Raw genomic sequence first — 18,597 nt, 5'->3', positions numbered from 1 at the left:
GTTTTTGTATTTAATGGTTTTGGCAAATCCACATTTTTATGACAAGAAAAACGATACTATTTATTTTTATAGCCATAGCTACCGGCATTACTTTTTCTTTTCAGAACAGTGAAGAACAAAATGCATATAGCTTATTGTATCAACAAAAAATACAAGCATTAGAAGCCAGTGAAAATGTTTTACTAACTTGTATTGATAAAAGTGATTTGCAGGTAGCAAGTAGTATAAACAACATAAAACAAAACATACAGTTAACACGCAATAAGCTTAAGGGTGTTGATTTTTGGTTACGTTATTTAGAGCCATTAGCACAAAAAAAAATAAATGGCCCATTGCCGGTAGAGTGGGAAACAGAAGTATTTGAAAAATTTGAAAAACCATACAAACGTGAAGGAGCAGGCTTAACATTAGCCTTACAATATTTAGAAGACGAAGAACAACTTGATAAAAAAGTACTAGCCGGTTTAATACAACAAAGTATAGCCGCTATACAAACTTATTATGCCGACTCTATTACCAAAAATATAAAAGCATACCATCATTTCTTTTTGTGTAACAGATTATACTTATTAAATTTAGCTACCATTTATACCTCAGGTTTTGAGTGCCCTGATACGGCAAGCATAATACCCGAGTTATACGTAATGTTAAATGAAGTAAACACTATTTATACCGCCTATAACCAGAGTTATGCAAATACACCCATTGGCGAGGAATACTTAGCCTTATACCAACAAACCATTCAGTTTGTAAAAAAACAAGCTACCAGTTATAGTTTGTTTAACCATTATGCCTTTATACGCAATTATGTAAATCCATTGTTTGCATTAAACCAACAAATGTTATTGCAATACAAAGTAGTAAGCAGAAGTTTTGTTGATTATACATTAAACAAACAGGCAACTTCAATTTTTTCAAAAAACCTATACCAAGGCCAAAATGCAAAGGGTATTTTTTTACGCGTAAACGATGAAAAAGTATTAGAAGCAATGGATAACGTAGGCAAATTATTGTTTTACGACCCCATATTATCAGCCAATAATTTGCGCAGTTGTGCATCGTGCCATAACCCCAAACAGTTTTTTACCGATACCGCCACTGCCACTTCTTTGCAGTTTGATCAAACCAGTTTTTTAACGCGCAACACACCAACATTAATCAATGCAGCGTATAACCATTTAATTATGTTAGATGGAAAACATATTTCATTGCAACACCAAACCAAAGGCGTTTTAACCAATCCGGCTGAAATGGCAAGCAATGAAAAAGAAATGGTAGCAAAAGTATTAAGTTGCAATAAATACAAAGAAGCATTTGAAAAATTGTTACCCTATACACCGCTCGAAAAAGAAATTACAGCCGACCACATAGCATCAGTTATTACCTATTACTACAGTAAGTTTAGTCAATACACTGCACCTTTTGATGCGGCTATGAATAAGCATACCGAAGCCGGTATAGAAGTACAAAAAGGCTTTAATTTATTTATGAGCAAAGCCCAATGTGGCACTTGCCATTTTGCACCACAATTTAACGGTGTAAAACCACCTTACGTAAGTTCCGAGTTTGAAGTATTAGGTGTGCCAAGCAGTTTACAATACGATTCATTAAGTGCTGATAAAGGACGGTATTTAGTGAATCCGGCCGAAGAAACATTACATGCATTCCGTACAGGAACCATTCGCAATGCACAATACACAGCACCTTATATGCACAATGGTGTTTTTAAAAACCTGGAGCAAGTAATTGATTTTTACAATGCAGGTGGCGGAGCAGGCAAAGGCTTGCAAGTACCAAATCAAACCTTACCACCCGATTCATTGCAATTAAACCCTGTAGAAAAAAAATATCTGATTGCCTTTATACAATCATTAAACGAGCAAATACAATTTGAAGTAGCTCCGCAAAAATTACCAAAGTCAACCATTACCGCTTTAAATAACCGCAAAGTAGGCGGCACGTATTAACAACAAATGAAAACCACTATAATCATAGTTTTAGTAATAAGTACCATTGTTTTAGCCAATTGTAAAACAAGTTCGCAAAGCAACTCAAAAAGTGAAATGCTGGCAAAAACAGAAACAAAAAAACCACCAGTAGTTGCGCCTTACGATTTGCCTTACGACAGTGCAACAATGACAGAAGCGCAAAAAGCAGAGTTCATTAGCTTTTATGAAAAAGGAATTATTGTTTACAATACTATATGTGCCGGATGCCATAACAAAATGGTAAACGGAGTAGCAGTGGTACCGGATTTTTCATTGCCGCAACTCATGGATTATGAAGTGAGAATTCAATATCCATCGCATGGAGACCGTTTAAAAGAAAGCAATTTATCAGCTTTAGAACTTGATTATGTAGTGCATTATTTAAGGTATAAGAAAAAATCGGGTGTGCATTTTTAAAGCAATTGTTCAATTGTAAAGTTACCTGAGTAAAATTATATCCTTGCAACCATCATGATTTTTTGTTTGACTTAAGGTTACTAAAAACATTAAAACATGAAAAAAAAATACCTCACACTATTATTATCGATGAGCGTTATGGCAGGATTTACGCAATCACTTGTGCCAACTTTACCTGAGTACCCTGTTATTGGTTTTGAAAAAATACTACGTGAAAACTCGTATGTGCTTGAGCAAAGAAGAGCCGCCAATGATACCTGGATTGATAATACCAGATATACATGGATTCCTTCCGCTATTGAACCATTTAGGAAAGAAAGTAAAACATCGCAAAGAACAAATAATGAGTGGAAAGATGTGCAACTTAATACAGATAGTTTTGTATTAGACAATCAGAATAGAATAGCTATAGCCATTGAAAATGTGCATTATGACTATCCGGACTATACCTATACAATGGTGTTAAAATATAATTTTACCTACGCTGCTAATAACCAACCAAGTAAAGTTGTAATTATGCGAGCTATCCCTCCAACGTATGATCAGTTTCTTGATTATTATGAAATTCATTATGCTTATAATGGTTCAGGCCAAAGAGTTAAGGATAGCATGTTTGTGTATCAAACGCAAGAGAGTTATATCAGCTCACATACCTACGATGGTGCTTCTAACTTAATTCAAACCGTTTATACAGAAAGTGCAAGTGATACCATTACAGGTAATAGTATTTATACTTATACCAATAATAAATTACATACAGTTTATACCGAAGGAGTAAATGGTAATAATTGGAGTATCACGGCTCAAGATACATTTGATTATGATAACAATGGAAATGTTATACGTGCCATACATCACGGTATGACCACTAATGGCCAGGAATTTCAATTAATGCCTCTTTCAAATGATATTCTTCAGTATAATAACCAAAATCAATTGACTGAAGTTAAAAGTGCTTATTGGCCATCAGATAATTCAGGATGGAGAAACTCTCAGAAATATACTTTCAGTTACAATAATAATAAACCTATAAATGGTTACATGTTTACATTTGATTCAGCGGGTAATGTTTGGTCCGCAAATCCTATTCTTAGATTGCTGTTTAGCCAACCAACAGGAGTTAAAACGGAGCCAGCAATTATCAAGTATGAAGTATCAGTTTATCCGAACCCGGCCAGTAAAAATGTGAATATTTATATACCTTTTTTAAATGAAAACCAGGAAGCAACTATCACATTGGTAAATACCAAAGGAGAAAATATTACAGTACCGGTTATACGCAATCAAAAAGAAATGGCATTAGATATTGCTTTATTAGCCAAAGGTGTTTATATGTTAAAAGTACAAACGAACACCAGTGTGGTTACCCAAAAATTAGTGATTACAGAATAGTAATCATAGAAGAAGAAATAAAGGCAATAAGCTGCATTCATAGACGGTTTATTCTTTTATAACATAGGCATTTTACTAACACCTGCTGCATGGTGTTAGTATTATTGCTTATGTATTTATAAATAAAAATCTTTACATGTTTCCTTATACCATTCCGTTTGGTTTCCATCCTCATGGTATATAGTAAACTCATTTTCTATAACAGTTTGTTCTGTTTTACCCAACTGGATAATAACCCTGTTATAAGATTTATCAGGCTTAGGTTTTAAATAAGTTTGAACTTGTAAATACAAGCCCATTTGTAAAGCTAGGTTTATAAATACCTTCGATTCCTGAGCAGGTAATATTACACGCAATGTACCATCATTAGTCAGTAAGTCGCTAGCTTTTTGAATCAATACATCGAACGGCAAATCATCATCATGGCGGGCTTTGGCCCTTTGTATATTATGTATGCTAAAATTATTTTTACCAATAAAATAAGGTGGATTACTAATTATTAAATCGAACTTTTTGTTGGGTTCAAAATGTTGCAAAGCACCGTGGTGTATTTGTATTTGCGGAGCAAATACCGATGTTTCTATATTTTCTTTAGCTTGTATAAAAGCATCATCATCTATTTCAATAGCATCAATTAAAAGCGATGTATTTTTTTGAGCCAACATGAGTGCTATAATACCCGTACCCGTGCCAATATCTAAAACGGTTTTACAATTACTTACATCAGTTAAACAAGCCAATAAAACACTGTCAGTGCCTACTTTCATAGCACACTTATCCTGTTTAATTAAAAACTGTTTAAACTGAAAGTAGTTGTTTCCCATTGGTTGTGTTTAATAACTTTTGCCTATAATCAATGTTTTTTTGATACTGTCCGAACTGCCATCCGTATTGAAATAATCAAAATATACAATGTAAATACCAACAGGTAAAGCTTGGTTTTTATCGCTTAAACCATTCCATGTGATGATACCTTCGGCACCTAACGGAGCATTGTTTAAAATATTTTTTACCAATATTCCATTGCTGTTATAAACAAGTATAGTACCCGAATAATTATTCTTACCCAACTTGTAAGTAAAATTAACTACATCGTTAATACCATCATTATTGGGTGTAAAAATTTCAGGTTCAATATTCAATGCTAATGCTTTATTGGCAGCTACTAAGTACTGAGAATTTTTATAAGTAGGCGTGGCAAATCCACTGGTGCTGCTGGCAGATGACCAATTGTTTCTGTCGGTAGTGCTCCTGTTAAAATCAATGCGTTCTATACTCACACCTTCCTTATTATCAAGCAAAGCAAAGTGCATTTTATCATCGTAAGAGAGTTCATCAAAAATGTTTTCGGGCTTGGTGAATAAAAGAGCTGTTCCTGCGTCATCATTAAAACTAGGCATAGCATTTAACCGAATACAGTTTTTATTATTGATAACCTGATAATGTTGTTTTACAATATTTTCGTCAGTACTTATTATGTAATAGCTATTTGGTAAAAGCATATATCCGGAGTCAGCGAGGTTGTAAAAATTCTCTATTAAACCCGATGCATTTCTATTGGCTATAAAAACATCTTTAATATCAATAAACAAATTACTTTTGTTATAAATCTCTATAAAATCAATTCCATCAATAGTGGGGTTAAACAACAATTCATTAATGGCTAAATTGTTGCTGTCAGCAGGTTTACAAAGTGCAAAGCTGAATGGGTTTTCATCAGCCAGTGTATTGCCTGCACAATCTTTGGCACTATCTGTTTTAATAGAATATACTTGACCTTTTTTTAAACTATCAGTAGTTGTTATACGCAACTGGCTTAAATAATCATCTTTAAAATCAAAAACAAAAGAGCCGTTTAATGGAGGGTTTATGCTAAAAATATTTTTATTGCAGGCACTTGTACTATCAAGTGTTTTGTTAAAATATACTTCAATGGTATGTGAGTTAGCAGGATAAATACGGTTAACCAAAGTTTTAGTATTATCCAAGCTAATGCCTTTAACAGAATTGACAAAGCCCACCGTTCCTCCTTTGTTGTTTTTGCTGGCAGTCCAGTTACTCGCTAAACCACATGGATTTTTAGTGTCAATCATTTCAATACTCCAACCGCCATCAGCTTTCACATTGTTGTTAAACCAGCTTTGTTTATACGCTATTTGGTGTATGATATAATTGCTTTCATTGTATAAAACAATTTCATCATCCAAACTAAAAGTAGGTAATGTAGCTACACTGATTACATTTTTATAATTGATAAATAAAGGCAAATTGCTGTCATCACATATGGCTATAAAGCTATCGGGATATAATTGTACATTTTCAATATTTGTGATAGTAGAACCGCTTTTAATTTTAAAACGATTTAACGAAACAATATTGCTGGAGCGATTATATAACTCAATATATTCCGCATCAGGTAAAGCCGTATTCGGTTTCGGATTGGCATATATTTCAGTAATCAGTATGTCGTTTTGCTGAGCGGCCTTTATGGGAATGTATGTAAAAGAAATAACTGTATTGTCGGCTATTTTATTCAATGAACAATCAAAAGCCGAATCAATTTTAAGTGTATAAGTTTGCCTGTCAACCATGACATTGCTCAGTGTTATCAGTATAGAATCAAAACGACTACCGATAACAGCTATAGAAGCAATAGTATTTCCGGTTACATTTAGTTTTACCTGTTGCATTGTCAATGAATCCATTTTTTCATTGCATATAAGTACAAGGTTTTTATCATTTTTATAATACCATTTAAGTATAGTAGGTTTAACAGTATCGGGTATTAAACTATGAAAAGAATTAACCTGCCCTGGTGTACCGCCGGTTGTTTTTTCAGTAGCTTGCCAGTTATCGGTTCCTTTACACAAGGTATACGGATTAATTAATTCCATGCTCCAACCACCTTCTTTTTTAGTCGTTGAGGTATACCAACTCAAATCATACTTTATTTGATTGATAAGAGTATTGTTAGCAGTAGTTAGTTGTACCAAATCGCCATCGTTATTTAAACCCGGTAAAAAAGGTACAGCCAAAGTAGTACCATAAGGTTTAAATAAATTTTCGTTAGCGGGGCTGCAAATAATTACATACGCTTTAGGTTGAATAGTAAAACTGGGAATAGTAGCCGAAGTACTTAAATCATTTATTTTCCAGTTGCCAATAGCAATAGGGTAGTTGCTTCGGTTAAACAGTTCAATAAACTCCGCATCTGGTAAACCATTGCTTGGTGATGGGTCAGGCATTATTTCATTGATAACAATATCGTCAATAGCGGGTTTATAAAACAAAAATGAAATGCTTGTGTCATTAGCTATATTATGGTGAAGGTCTTGTATGTTTTTAATCGTTAAAACATAGTTATTGGTTAAAACAAACGAATGGTCAAATGCTATAATGATACTTTTTAAATCGTCAGCCAGTTTTGTATGGGTTATGGTTGGGAAATTATTGTTCAGCTCAAAATTAGCTATATCATTAACCGCATTGCTTTCCAATGCTTCGTTGTAATGGAGTTGTAAGGTGCTGTCATTAATAAGTGCAAAACTTTCTAATAAAGGTGGGTTTATATCTACAATAGGTTCACCTATATAAACATTATCTAAATAAAAATTGCTAACGTTTCCGCTGGTAAACCGGGCAAAAAATCCCGTATAAGCAGTAGTAGTAAAAGTATTGTCATTGGCACTTCCTTCCAATATAAAATTACCACTACTTGTAGTATCGCTATACAAAGTCCAGTTGCCTAAACTATCCCGGTTTACTTTAATATCAACTATATTGTTACTCTTGGCTACAGTTGCAGGTCTGCCTGCAATAATACGTGTACGTTTGCTTCCTTCCTGTTTATATAAACTAATGGTATCAGTATTGCCTGTACTACCTCCAAATTGTAAGTAATAACCATTTAAGTTACTCTTTAAATTTGTTTGGTCAGCCGTTAAATAATACCTGCAAAAATTTTGTGTACTGGGGCTAAAGTTAAAGCGGATTTGTAAACGCCATTCTATATGCTGTATTAAATTATTTTGAGTAACGAGGTAAATATCTTTGGTAGTACCTGTAGTTCCTTTGCTTTGCAGTTGCAAACTTGCATTTACCTGCCAAAGGCTATCATCGCCAAGCCAAACAGGATTATCAGTAAAGTTAGTATCACTAAAATTATCATTAACCTGTGCTTGCACAAGTACGTTTAATAAAAAGAAAAAATTAAAAACAAAAAGCCTAACTAACATATAACATAACCTGTTCCAAAGCCCAATAAGAGCCATTGCAAAAAAGTAAAAATTAACAATATTTAAGCAATTATTTTATATGACATGCAAGATGAACCTTTATTCTTTAACCCAAATACCTAAACTACCAGGTGCTAAAGGTTCATTAAACGATTTATTTATTTTTAAACCATATATATTTACTTCGTTAATATCAGCTACCTGTTTCCATTTACCCGTTAAATGCAGTTCTTTCAAATCAAAAGTATTGGCTTGTGCATCGTTATTAATAAGCACCAATATTTTTCCACCTATTAAATAAGCCAAAAGGGCCTTATTATTTGGCGTTACAAATTGAATATAGTCTTGTTTATAAGTAACAGAAGGCATTGAACGGCTACTTTCATTGCGATGCAAACTGGGAAAGGTATCAATAATTGGTTGCAAAATAGTAGTACGTAATTGCATTAATCCTTTCCAATAAGCCAGCATGTTTTTAAAATTACTGTTTTGATAAGGTTTGGTTAATGTATTACCATTTGTTTTATCCTTACCAATATTTTCCCAAATAAATTGGTTTGCTGTACGCATATTGTAAGTATCGCGCTTACCATGAAAATAAATTTTACCACTTGGAATTTCCTTCACCACTTCTTTTAAAGGAGCATGGCCTTTACTACGCATAAACTCACTGCCACCATGTAAAACAATAGGGCCCGGAGTAGTAAATAATAAAGTAGCTGCTATTTTATAATTGGCTTCGTCAACGCCAAAGCGACCATCAAAATCAGTAGTTGCAAACTGGTCAGCTAAAGCATAGTTATCATGAATGTCCAAATAATTAATAGCACTGTTAATATTTTTTTGCGTGCTGAAAGAGCAACTCAAACCCTTTATTACATTGTCCCTTTCTTCCAAATTCCAACCAGCCCAGCCACGGTGTTTCAGTTTATCAGTCAATTCAAAAACAGGTCCTTTATAAGCGTTACGTGTATCGTCATTGAAATAACAAATAGGTGCATCATTCTTATACCAATGCCAGTTAGGGTTTTTATTATAATCAGGGTCGTTGCTGTCAATCCAGGGTTCACCATAAATAATAATGTCTTTAGGTAAAGCCGCTTTTAAAGCCAACAACGTTTCCTTATCCGTTTGTCCGGCTAGGTCAATTCTAAAGCCATCTACACCAAATTCTTCAATAAAATGTTTGCATTGGTCAATAATCCAACGCTGTGTCATATATCGGTTTTCACTTTTAGTTTCGTTACCATACTCACCAATATGGTTTAAATTTTTAGTGCGGTAATAATATTGTTTATCAAAAGCATTGAAATGAAATAAGTAACTTCTTCCATCCATATTTTCGGCAGTATGGTTAAAAACAAAATCAACAATAACAGCTATATTCTTGTCATGGAATTTTTGAACCACGTCCCTGAATTGTAAACGTTCATCACCCGGTTTAGTTCCTTTAATTCTATACCTAGATTCGATAGCAAAACTATGCGATGTACGGTAACCCCAGTCGTAATTTTCTGTTGCTACCCCTTGTTCAACCATGTAAGGGTCTTTGTTAAATGCCTTTTCCCATTCGTCTTTAGGCCAGTGTAACATTTCCTGTACAGGCATTAAGTGCACAGCATTAATACCCAGCTTTACCAAATGATCAAACCCAATGGCTTGGCCTTTGGTGTTTTTTAAACCGGGAATAGCCATACCAGCAATGGTTCCTTGTAACTTGTTGTTAATAGGTAACAAGTCAGTAAAATCTTGTACATGTACCTCATAAGCTATTACCTCTTCTAAACGCGGTCTACCAATTTTTAAAGGCTTAGCAGGTTTTGTTTTATAAGCTACCATACATTTGCCAAAACCATCATCGCTCACACGGGCATAAGGGTCGCTAATATGAACAGGGTTGGTTTCGTAAAACGAATTACCCGGGTCGTCAAATCCATGTACCGTATAATCATACCAAGTACCTGCTAAATTTTGCATAACGGTAGCTTCCCAAATCCCCTGTCTATCTATTTGCATATCAATAGTTGAAAAAGGTATAGTATCAGTATTAGCTTGGTATAAATAAAGCTTTACTTGCGTAGCCCTTGGTGCAAAAACCCTGAACAGCGTAAAGCTGCTATCATTAGAAATAGTAGCACCCAATGTTTTGAAACTTCTTAAATCTTTAAACCAGCCATCGTAAGTACATAAAGTTTTAAGTTTAAGCTTAGGTATTTCCAAGTAGTAAACCCTGCGTTTGTCTACAGCTCCCTTAGATAGTAAGTTAAAAATTAAGTTTCCTTTGTCTTTATCGGGACTTGTTGTAAGCGTATCAAAAGAACTATTATAACGTGCTAAATTATTTAAATCAATTTTTTCATTCTTGGCATTCGTTAAAACAAAATCATTGACGGTAAGCAATGTTTTTTTTGACAGACCCGTTAATGAAACTTCAATGTTGTTATCAGCAACTAAAGTAGCTTTTATGGCAAGCGGTTCTACCCCTTTCATAAACACCAGATTTCCTCCATCTGTATTGTCTGCCCCTTTCGGTGGGTCAAGCCATTTACCTTCGTCAACTCTATATTTAAAAGCCATACTTGGTTTAATAATTTCAAAGTTCGGGTTGTATATTTTCAATGTCCATACCCGTTGAGTTTGTCTTTGCAGCTGCCAATGTTGGTCGTCCATATCCTGACTCCAGTTCCTAAACACACCCGTAACTACTACCCTGTTTTTAGCCACAATACCATAGTCATTTTCATTGAAAATAAAAGTGCTCGTATCGTTGCTGTGAGAATAGCCGTTTGGTTGTGCTATAGAAACAATAGTGGAGAGTAAAGCAATGAAGGCAAAGATTATTTTTTTCATAAAAACGAAAATCGGTATTTGAAGCGATAATCAATATATTTGCGCACGAAAAAATGATAATAGCTACGATTAAGCATATTAGAAAATGGTTTGCCCAATACCCTACAGCCAAAAAATTTATTAAATTTGGTATAGTAGGTACATCAAGTACATTGGTAAGTTTATTGGTTTTCTGGCTATTGTCGTTACAGTTTCCCGCATTAAATTTATTAACCAAAGCCATTGGTTGGATAATGGGATTTTTTGTAGGCTTTACACTGAATAAGTTATGGACTTATGTAGATCAGGCAGACGATGGAGAAAAATATTTAGTAAAATATATTCTGGTATACGCAGTAACCTTTTTTATATACTTAGGCTTTAATTTTTTGTGCGACCATTATTTACTACCTCACCAGTATTTGGCAGAGTTGGTTGAATCTATGGGTTGGACATTATCGGCCAATTGGCTTAACGATAATGGCCCTTTCGTGTCCAATATCATATCCATACTGTTAAACGTAATGCTCAATTTTTTTGGTACCAACTTTTTAGTATTTAAAGTACCAGAGCCTGATAAAATTTTTGAATAATTTAGTTGAGTGCTTAATGTACTCTGTCACCCCTAAGCTCTAATCCGGCTAATATATTGGCTTCCGCTTCCAATATTTCATTCCATCTGTTTTTAACTTCCTGTTCAGGTAAATAATGATTGGCTAAATCAATAAAGGCACGGTAATGACCCGCTTCACTCACCATAAACTCATGGTAAAACTGTTTTAAACTAGCATCATTTATATGTAATGATAGCAACCTGAATCTTTCGCAACTGCGGGCTTCAATCATGGCAAACACCAAAAGTTTATCCAACATTTGCTGGTTTCTGCTACCACCTTTACGAATTAGTTTTTTCAACTCAATTACGTAATCATCCTTACGTTGTAAGCCTAGTTTATAACCTCGCTTATCAAGCTCCTTTAACACCTTACGAAAGTGACCCCATTCTTCCGCTACAATGGAAGTAATCTCATCAACAATTCTGTCTTTTTCCGGAAAATTAATGATTAAAGAAATACCGCTGCTTGCTGCTTTTTGTTCACAGTAAGCATGGTCTGTTAGTATTTCATCAATTTGTTTTTCAGCTATATTTACCCAACGTGGGTCAGTGGCTAATTTTAATCCAAGCATGCTTATTGCATTAAGCTATCTTTACGTTACGTCTTAAAGTTTTTAATTCTTTCTCCGTTAACTCCCTCCACTCTCCACGTTTCAATTTCGATTTAGTTAAACCGGCATAAGCTACTCTATCTAGTTTGTCAACCAAATAACCCATGTGTTCAAACATTCTATGTACAATTCTATTACGGCCACTATGAATCTCCACACCAATTACATCTTTTTTGCTTTCTTCAGCATAAGCCACTGCATCAGGTTTTATCATACCATCTTCCAACTCCACACCACCTGCCAGTTGCCATAAATCGTTTTTAGTTAAATCCTTATTTAAAGTAGCTATATATACTTTCTCTACTTCATATTTCGGATGCATTAAGCGTTGTGCTAAATCACCATCATTGGTTAATAAAAGTACCCCAGTAGTGTTTCTATCTAAACGGCCAACAGCAAAAACTCTTTGTGCTAATCGGCCTTCAATTAAATCAAATATAGTTTTACGGCCTTCAGGATCTACAGCTGTAGTAATGGCATCTTTAGGCTTGTTCATTAAAATATAGATTTTTTCTTCAACCGAAAGCCTTTCGCCATTGTATCTAATATCATCGCCCGCTTTTACTTTATACCCCATTTCAGTTACCGCTACTCCGTTAATAGTAACTAAACCTGCAGTTATTAAAGTATCAGCTTCCCTACGGCTACAAATACCCGCATTGGCTATAAATCTGTTTAATCTTATTTCGCCAAAGTTTAAATCCTCTTCAGCCGTTTTTTTATTTACTTTAGTGTTTTTCTCATCAGCAAATTTTGCTTTTCTAACACTTCTAAATTCAAACTTTGTTTTTTCTTTAATACTTTTTCCTTTTAAAGGTTTAGCATCTTCCGATATTCCTTTTTTACGGAAACTTTCTTTGCTGTTAATATTCTCAGGTTTAGCGGCAAATCTTTTAGGTTCGTCACTAAACTCATCTTTTGTTCTGCGTGATGAAGTGCTTTTACCGTAGCTATCTTTTTTATCAGTAGTAACTCTTGTACTTGGCTTACGTGAACTCGAAGAGAATTTGTCTTCGCCTGCACTTTTACCTCTGTTGTAAGGTTTTTTGTCAGTATCAAATTTATCAGCCGAAGTTCTTGTGCTGGGTTTACGTGAACTTGAAGAGAATTTATCATCGCCACCACTTTTACCTCTGTTGTAAGGTTTTTTGTCCGCATCAAATTTGTCCGCAGTTCCTCTTGCACTAGGCTTGCGTGAGCTCGAAGAGAATTTGTCTTCCCCTACACTTTTACCTCTGTTATAAGGTTTTTTATCAGCATCAAATCTGTCAGATGTACCTCTTGCACTAGGTTTGCGCGAGCTCGAAGAGAATTTGTCTTCGCCTACATTTTTGCTTCTGCTATAAGGTTTTTTGTCAGCATCAAATCTATCAGATGTGCCTCTTGCGCTAGGCTTGCGTGAGCTTGAAGAGAATTTATCATCGCCTGTACTTTTACCTCTGTTATAAGGTTTTTTATCGTCACTAAATCTATCCGATGTATTTCTGTCTGATGGCTTGCTTGATCTTGGAGAAAACGAGCTGTCGCCATAACTTTTAGCCCTTGAATTGGGTTTAAAACCATCTTCTTTTTGGCTTCTGTTACTATTACCGCTTGGTTTACGACTTGATTTGTTGTCATCATTCCCATATGATTTTTTTGATGATGAAAATGAAGGAGGTGTTTTACCACCTTTTTTATCAAATCTCTTTCCGCTATCGTTTCTCTTTTGCATAATATAAATATATTTGCAAAAGTAAGTTTAATTTACAAAAGTTTCGCCTAAACTTGAGTTAGGTCTAATTTATAATACCTTATCATATAAAAAAACAGATATAAAATGTTACAAAAAATTGGAAAGTATGGCCTTAAACTATGCTATGGAATATTATCCATCGCATCATTTTATTACTTATGTTGTTTGGTTTTGCCCCTTGTTGAAGTAAATGGCGATTACTTAGTTAAAAATAAAGGATTATTGGTTTTTGTAGCTGGTGATGGTATGCATAGCGAAGTAATAGTACCGGTAAAAAACGAACAAACCAATTGGGAAACATTTATAAACAGAGCTGACTTTAACGCAACCGACCAGGAGTGGTTGTGCTTTGGCTTTGCCGAAAACAAATTTTACCAGCAAAATAAACGTTGGGATAATATGAACTATTTAACCGGGTTTTCTTCTTTATGTGGTTTTGGCCAATCAGTTATGCATGTTAGTTACGAAGGACAATATCCGTTTAACAGAAAGTTTATTAGAAAAATATATTTAAGCCCTGAGCAGTACCTGCAATTATGTAGTTTTATTAAAAATAGCTTTGCGCAAAACAATGGGCAAATGTTAACTCCTTTTAATACCACAAAACAAGGTGAGGTTACCTATGAGGCACAAAGAGAGTTTAGTTTTTTCCATACCTGTAATACATGGACAAACAATGCCTTAAAGGTGATTGGTTACAGAACAGGAAAGTGGACAGCTTTAGAAGGTGGAATCAGAGAGCAATTTTCGGGCAATTAAATTTATTGACCATCATTATCGTAACCCCATTCTTTTAATAGGTTATTATTATCACGCCAGCCTTCTTTCACCTTTACAAAAGTTTGTAAGAAAACTTGTTTACCAAAGAATTTTTCTAAATCTCTTCTGGCAGCTATACCCATATTTTTAATGGCTATACCACCTTTGCCAATCATAATTTGTTTTTGCGAATCGCGCATTACATATATAATAGCACTAATACGTAATAATTTTTCTTCGTCTTTAAACGATTCAATTTCAACCTGCACCGAATAAGGAATTTCTTCTTTATAGCGCATCAATATTTTTTCGCGCAAAATTTCAGAAGCAATAAATCGTTCCGACTTATCCGTTACCTGGTCTTGCTCATAAAAAGGAGGTCCTTCAGGTAAATAAGTTTTGATACTTTTTAACAATAAGTCCAAGTTAAATTTATTGAGGGCTGAAATAGGCACTATTTCCAGAAAATCAACCTGACTACGCCAAAAGTCAATTTTCTTCATTACGCCATCTTGGTCACTTTCATCTAATTTATTAATAACACAAATAATAGGTGCTTTAATTACTTTAAGGCGTTCAATTAATTCAGGTTCTTCGTTTTGTTCGTTAAAATCAGCTACAAACATAACCAAGTCAGCGCCTTCTAAACTTTCGTTTACAAATTTCATCATGCTGCCTTGTAATTTGTATTTAGGCTCTATAATACCGGGAGTATCAGAAAACACAATTTGATATTCAGGGTTGTTTAAAATACCTAGAATTCTATGCCTGGTTGTTTGTGCCTTAGGAGTTATAATAGAAATTTTTTCACCCAACAGGGCATTCATTAAAGTAGATTTACCAACATTAGGCTTACCTATAATACTTACAAAACCAGCACGAAACGACATTTTTTATTTTTTTATTAGGATTACAAATAAACAACTTTATATTTGCACTCCCAAAAACAAAAGAATTATAGTTTTTTAAAAGCCAAGTAAAACTTTTGTTATTGGATATATAAGACGATAACCACATTCAAAGATACATCGCGGAGTGGAGCAGTGGTAGCTCGTTGGGCTCATAACCCAAAGGTCGTAGGTTCGAGTCCTGCCTCCGCAACTAAAAACAGGGGGTTTGTTAGTTTAAGTGGTACGAAAGTGGTACGATAGCTAACAAACAATTATTTCAATTTTGTAGGGGTTAAAATGTGGGGGCACATTTAACCAACCTTACAATGGATAATGAAAGCCCGCTTTATTCAGTACCCCAACTTTACGATGGCGGACTGGATATTTCAAAAAAATGGAGAGTAGACTACTACTTTACCCACCCTATAACTGGCGAACGAGAACGTTTTTTTGCGCCCAGGGAAAATGCCAACAGAATTAAAGATGTAGATAAACGCCTAGCCGAGTTTGAGAAAATCAGGCTTAAAATGCTGGCCCAGCTACAAAGTGGCTTTTGTCCGTACCCGGGCATTGACCTAAAACACTTACCTGAAAAAAAGGTTAATTACACCACTATTATTGATGCGCTTGAGGCCGTTTTAAAACATAAACAAACGTATGTTGATGAAGAAACAACCTTGCCGGTATACAAAAGCCATGTAAACCTTTTTAAAAACTGGCTTATTAGTAAACGCATGGGTACTTTAAAACCCAATGAGGTTACCAGCGAGCATATATTTGCTTACCTTGACTACTTAATGATAGAGCGGAAAAATGCAGCCCGCAGCCGTAATAACCACCTGGTTGATTTAACCAGTATGTTTACTTCAATGAAAAAAATAAACAGAACATGGGTAACAGAAAACCCATGCGAGGATATTGAAAAACTACCTACTAAAAGCCATACCAATAAACCATACAGCGCGGCTGAGTTTAAACGCATAGCCGACTGGGTACGTGAGTACGATATTTATTTTTACTACTTTTTAAGGTGTGAAATTTACTTTAGCATAAGGCCTGTAGAAATAGTTAAAATGCAGGTAAAGGATATTGACCTACAGTTAGACAAACTAACGCTAGAGGCTGTAAAAGCAAAACAAAGGGTACGCAAAATTAAACGCATATTTGCTGTACACAAGGCCGATTTTGAAGCTTTAGACATAGCCAACTTACCGGGCCATTATTATATTTTTACCAGCAAGGGTGAACCAGGGCCGGTACGTACCAATAGAGATTACTTTACCAGGCGGTTTGGCAAAATTAAAAAGCTGTTGGGCATTGAACCGGAGCAAACCATGTATGCCTTGCGCCACACATTTATTATTGACTTGGTAAAAAATGCAAACAAGTACAACTTAAACACCAAGGAAATAATGGCTATAAGTGGCCACACCAGTTTACAATCTTTCCAAAATTATATACAAAAGTACCTTGACGAACCTGCAGAAGATGTAAGCGCAAGATTTAGTTTAAGTTTTTAGGCACAAAAAAGCCCCCAAAATGGAGGCCCTTTGTTGTTAAACCTAAACTAAACTATATGGAATAATTTTCAAAAAATGCTTTGAGTAAATCAAAGTCATAAACATGGGTAGTTTCAATATCCTTAATCAATAACCAATCAATTGGATCAAACGTTAAAGTACATTTTTGTTGTGCTAATTCTAAATACTCGGATAATTTATAAAACTCTTCAGGTGGTTCATACTGGCCTTTATCGTTAGCTATAAGGTTTCTTTTTTTGCACAACTCTAAAACTAAATTGTTAAAGGGCTCATAGTGCTCTAACAATATCATTTTACTTATTTTTTGAACTCTGTTTTTAACACCAAGGCTTATTTTTTCGCGTTGTAAGTTGTTGAAATGCGAAATTATTGTTATTAAGTCTTTGTTTTCTACTTCTGTTTTCATTTTATATAGGGGATTAAGTAATTTTATTGGTTAGCCACCTAAAGAACCGTGTAAAAGAAAATCGGTACCATCTTGCAGCTTTACTGTTAAATAATGGGTATTAGAGCGTACTTCGCTGGTTGGCATTTGCTCAAACCTGAAAAAGCCACGTATATAAGTATAGGCACTATTATCGGCTAGTTTTACATCTAACTGGGCTCCATTGGCTATTAACATCGGAGTACTACTGTTACTACCCCAGCGCAAGCGGCTTTTTAAAGTTACATAGCCACTGTTATCAACCAATAATTGCGAAACATTGTTTATGCGTAAATCAACCCCACCGGCTGAAAGTAACACGGCAGATATATTACCACCTACACCTGTTTGTATATTAAAATTGCTGTTTGAGTTATTAAACAAACTGGTGTTACCACTTATTTGTTGTAAGGTGGTAACGGTACTACCCTCGGTAATGGTAAGTACCCGGGCATTGGTATCAATATCCATAAAAATAGTACCGGCACTATTGCTAAAGCGGCCTATACGGTTGGTACCATCTGACTTAGCGGCAAACCTATCAGTTTGTATACTGGCATGGCCTACTGATACATTAGCCTGAAACGTATTGTTTTGTGAAAAAACATTTGTAGTAGATACGTTGGCTTTACCGCTTAAAGCATCGTTTAGCAGTTTACCCTGGTTAGCACTTAATGCTTTATTGGTATTGGTGCTGGTTACGTTATCAATAACATCGGTAATAAGTAACCTGGCAGCTATGGCGTTATTTATGGCAGCCGCTCCGGTAGTATCGGTGGCTATATAGTTGCTTATTTCTAACAAAGTATCGTAACCAGCAGGGGCACCGGCTAATATCATATTGTACGAGGCAGAAATAGCATCGTTCATTTGCGTGGTAGTGCTGTAAGGGGCCAATGCGCTTGTTAAGTCCTGAACAGTGGCTAAATTAATACCTAGGTATTGCGGTACCTGGTTAAACAGCACACTGTTGTTAAATGTATAGGCGGCATCAGGGTTAAAACCGCTGGGAGCATCACCGGCTTCCCATTTTTTTGTTGTATTGTTCCAAAACGGTAACTGCCCATTGGCTGATATTCTTGGGAGTAAGGCCCATGTGGGTAAGCCGCTTAGTAATTCGTCTGTGCTTGCTGACATAAAATTTTACTTTTAAAAAGTTA

At 35.1% G+C, this 18,597-nt stretch carries 14 protein-coding genes and 1 tRNA gene; 7 read left to right on the top strand and 8 right to left on the bottom strand.

The features are described from left to right. Positions 1-38: 38 nt before the first annotated feature. The 3 genes from V4538_01905 to V4538_01895 all read left to right on the top strand — a co-directional run bounded on the left by V4538_01905 (position 39) and on the right by V4538_01895 (position 3,797). Positions 39-1,967, top strand: coding sequence for a cytochrome c peroxidase (locus V4538_01905; protein ID MES2379765.1), 1,929 nt, complete (start codon positions 39-41; stop codon positions 1,965-1,967). A 6-nt stretch (positions 1,968-1,973) separates the two neighbouring features. Next, a complete protein-coding gene (locus tag V4538_01900; GenBank protein ID MES2379764.1) occupies positions 1,974-2,405 on the top strand; it encodes a hypothetical protein in 432 nt (143 codons plus the stop codon). Between the two features lie 96 nt (positions 2,406-2,501). Continuing rightward, positions 2,502-3,797, top strand: coding sequence for a T9SS type A sorting domain-containing protein (locus V4538_01895; protein MES2379763.1), 1,296 nt, complete (start codon positions 2,502-2,504; stop codon positions 3,795-3,797). Between the two features lie 116 nt (positions 3,798-3,913). Here the strand turns inward: V4538_01895 and V4538_01890 are convergent, their stop codons facing one another. The 3 genes from V4538_01890 to V4538_01880 all read right to left on the bottom strand — a co-directional run bounded on the left by V4538_01890 (position 3,914) and on the right by V4538_01880 (position 10,882). Next, the gene (locus V4538_01890) at positions 3,914-4,621 is read right to left on the bottom strand and encodes a methyltransferase (protein ID MES2379762.1); all 708 of its coding nucleotides are present in this window, start codon (positions 4,619-4,621) and stop codon (positions 3,914-3,916) included. Positions 4,622-4,630: 9 nt separating this feature from the next. Further along, positions 4,631-7,981: a lamin tail domain-containing protein gene (locus V4538_01885; GenBank protein MES2379761.1), complete on the bottom strand. Its 3,351-nt coding sequence runs from the start codon at positions 7,979-7,981 to the stop codon at positions 4,631-4,633. Between the two features lie 150 nt (positions 7,982-8,131). After that, positions 8,132-10,882: an alpha-amylase family glycosyl hydrolase gene (locus V4538_01880; GenBank protein ID MES2379760.1), complete on the bottom strand. Its 2,751-nt coding sequence runs from the start codon at positions 10,880-10,882 to the stop codon at positions 8,132-8,134. A 53-nt stretch (positions 10,883-10,935) separates the two neighbouring features. Between V4538_01880 and V4538_01875 the strand changes: the two genes are divergently transcribed. After that, positions 10,936-11,454, top strand: a complete 519-nt coding sequence (locus V4538_01875) for a GtrA family protein (protein ID MES2379759.1) — start codon at positions 10,936-10,938, stop codon at positions 11,452-11,454. Positions 11,455-11,467: 13 nt separating this feature from the next. On the opposite strand, the gene V4538_01870 is transcribed toward V4538_01875, so the two are convergent. Both V4538_01870 and V4538_01865 read right to left on the bottom strand, forming a co-directional pair. Continuing rightward, positions 11,468-12,049: a tRNA-(ms[2]io[6]A)-hydroxylase gene (locus V4538_01870; protein ID MES2379758.1), complete on the bottom strand. Its 582-nt coding sequence runs from the start codon at positions 12,047-12,049 to the stop codon at positions 11,468-11,470. 10 nt (positions 12,050-12,059) lie between these two features. Further along, positions 12,060-13,802 (bottom strand): pseudouridine synthase, encoded by a 1,743-nt coding sequence (locus V4538_01865; GenBank protein ID MES2379757.1) that lies wholly within the window; start codon positions 13,800-13,802, stop codon positions 12,060-12,062. A gap of 105 nt (positions 13,803-13,907) precedes the next feature. Here V4538_01865 and V4538_01860 point away from each other — a divergent pair, with 105 nt between their 5' ends. After that, complete coding sequence (locus V4538_01860) at positions 13,908-14,582, top strand: DUF2459 domain-containing protein (protein ID MES2379756.1); 675 nt, start codon at positions 13,908-13,910, stop codon at positions 14,580-14,582. A gap of 2 nt (positions 14,583-14,584) precedes the next feature. On the opposite strand, the gene era is transcribed toward V4538_01860, so the two are convergent. Further along, positions 14,585-15,472, bottom strand: coding sequence for a GTPase Era (gene era, locus V4538_01855; protein MES2379755.1), 888 nt, complete (start codon positions 15,470-15,472; stop codon positions 14,585-14,587). Positions 15,473-15,611: 139 nt separating this feature from the next. Here era and V4538_01850 point away from each other — a divergent pair. Beyond that, positions 15,612-15,683, top strand: a tRNA-Met gene (locus V4538_01850). 115 nt (positions 15,684-15,798) lie between these two features. Then, positions 15,799-16,992, top strand: a complete 1,194-nt coding sequence (locus V4538_01845; protein MES2379754.1) for a tyrosine-type recombinase/integrase — start codon at positions 15,799-15,801, stop codon at positions 16,990-16,992. Between the two features lie 52 nt (positions 16,993-17,044). Here the strand turns inward: V4538_01845 and V4538_01840 are convergent, their stop codons facing one another. Then, the gene (locus V4538_01840; GenBank protein MES2379753.1) at positions 17,045-17,419 is read right to left on the bottom strand and encodes a hypothetical protein; all 375 of its coding nucleotides are present in this window, start codon (positions 17,417-17,419) and stop codon (positions 17,045-17,047) included. Between the two features lie 30 nt (positions 17,420-17,449). After that, positions 17,450-18,574 carry a hypothetical protein gene (locus V4538_01835; protein MES2379752.1) on the bottom strand — a complete coding sequence of 375 codons (1,125 nt, stop codon included), beginning with the start codon at positions 18,572-18,574 and terminating at the stop codon, positions 17,450-17,452. Between the last annotated feature and the right edge of the window lie 23 nt (positions 18,575-18,597).

It is taken from the genome of Bacteroidota bacterium, assembly GCA_040388375.1.
GTDB lineage: Bacteria > Bacteroidota > Bacteroidia > UKL13-3 > UKL13-3 > JAAFJM01.
The sequence above is the reverse complement of the archived record's forward strand: the minus strand, read 5'-3'. Positions and strand labels throughout refer to the sequence as shown.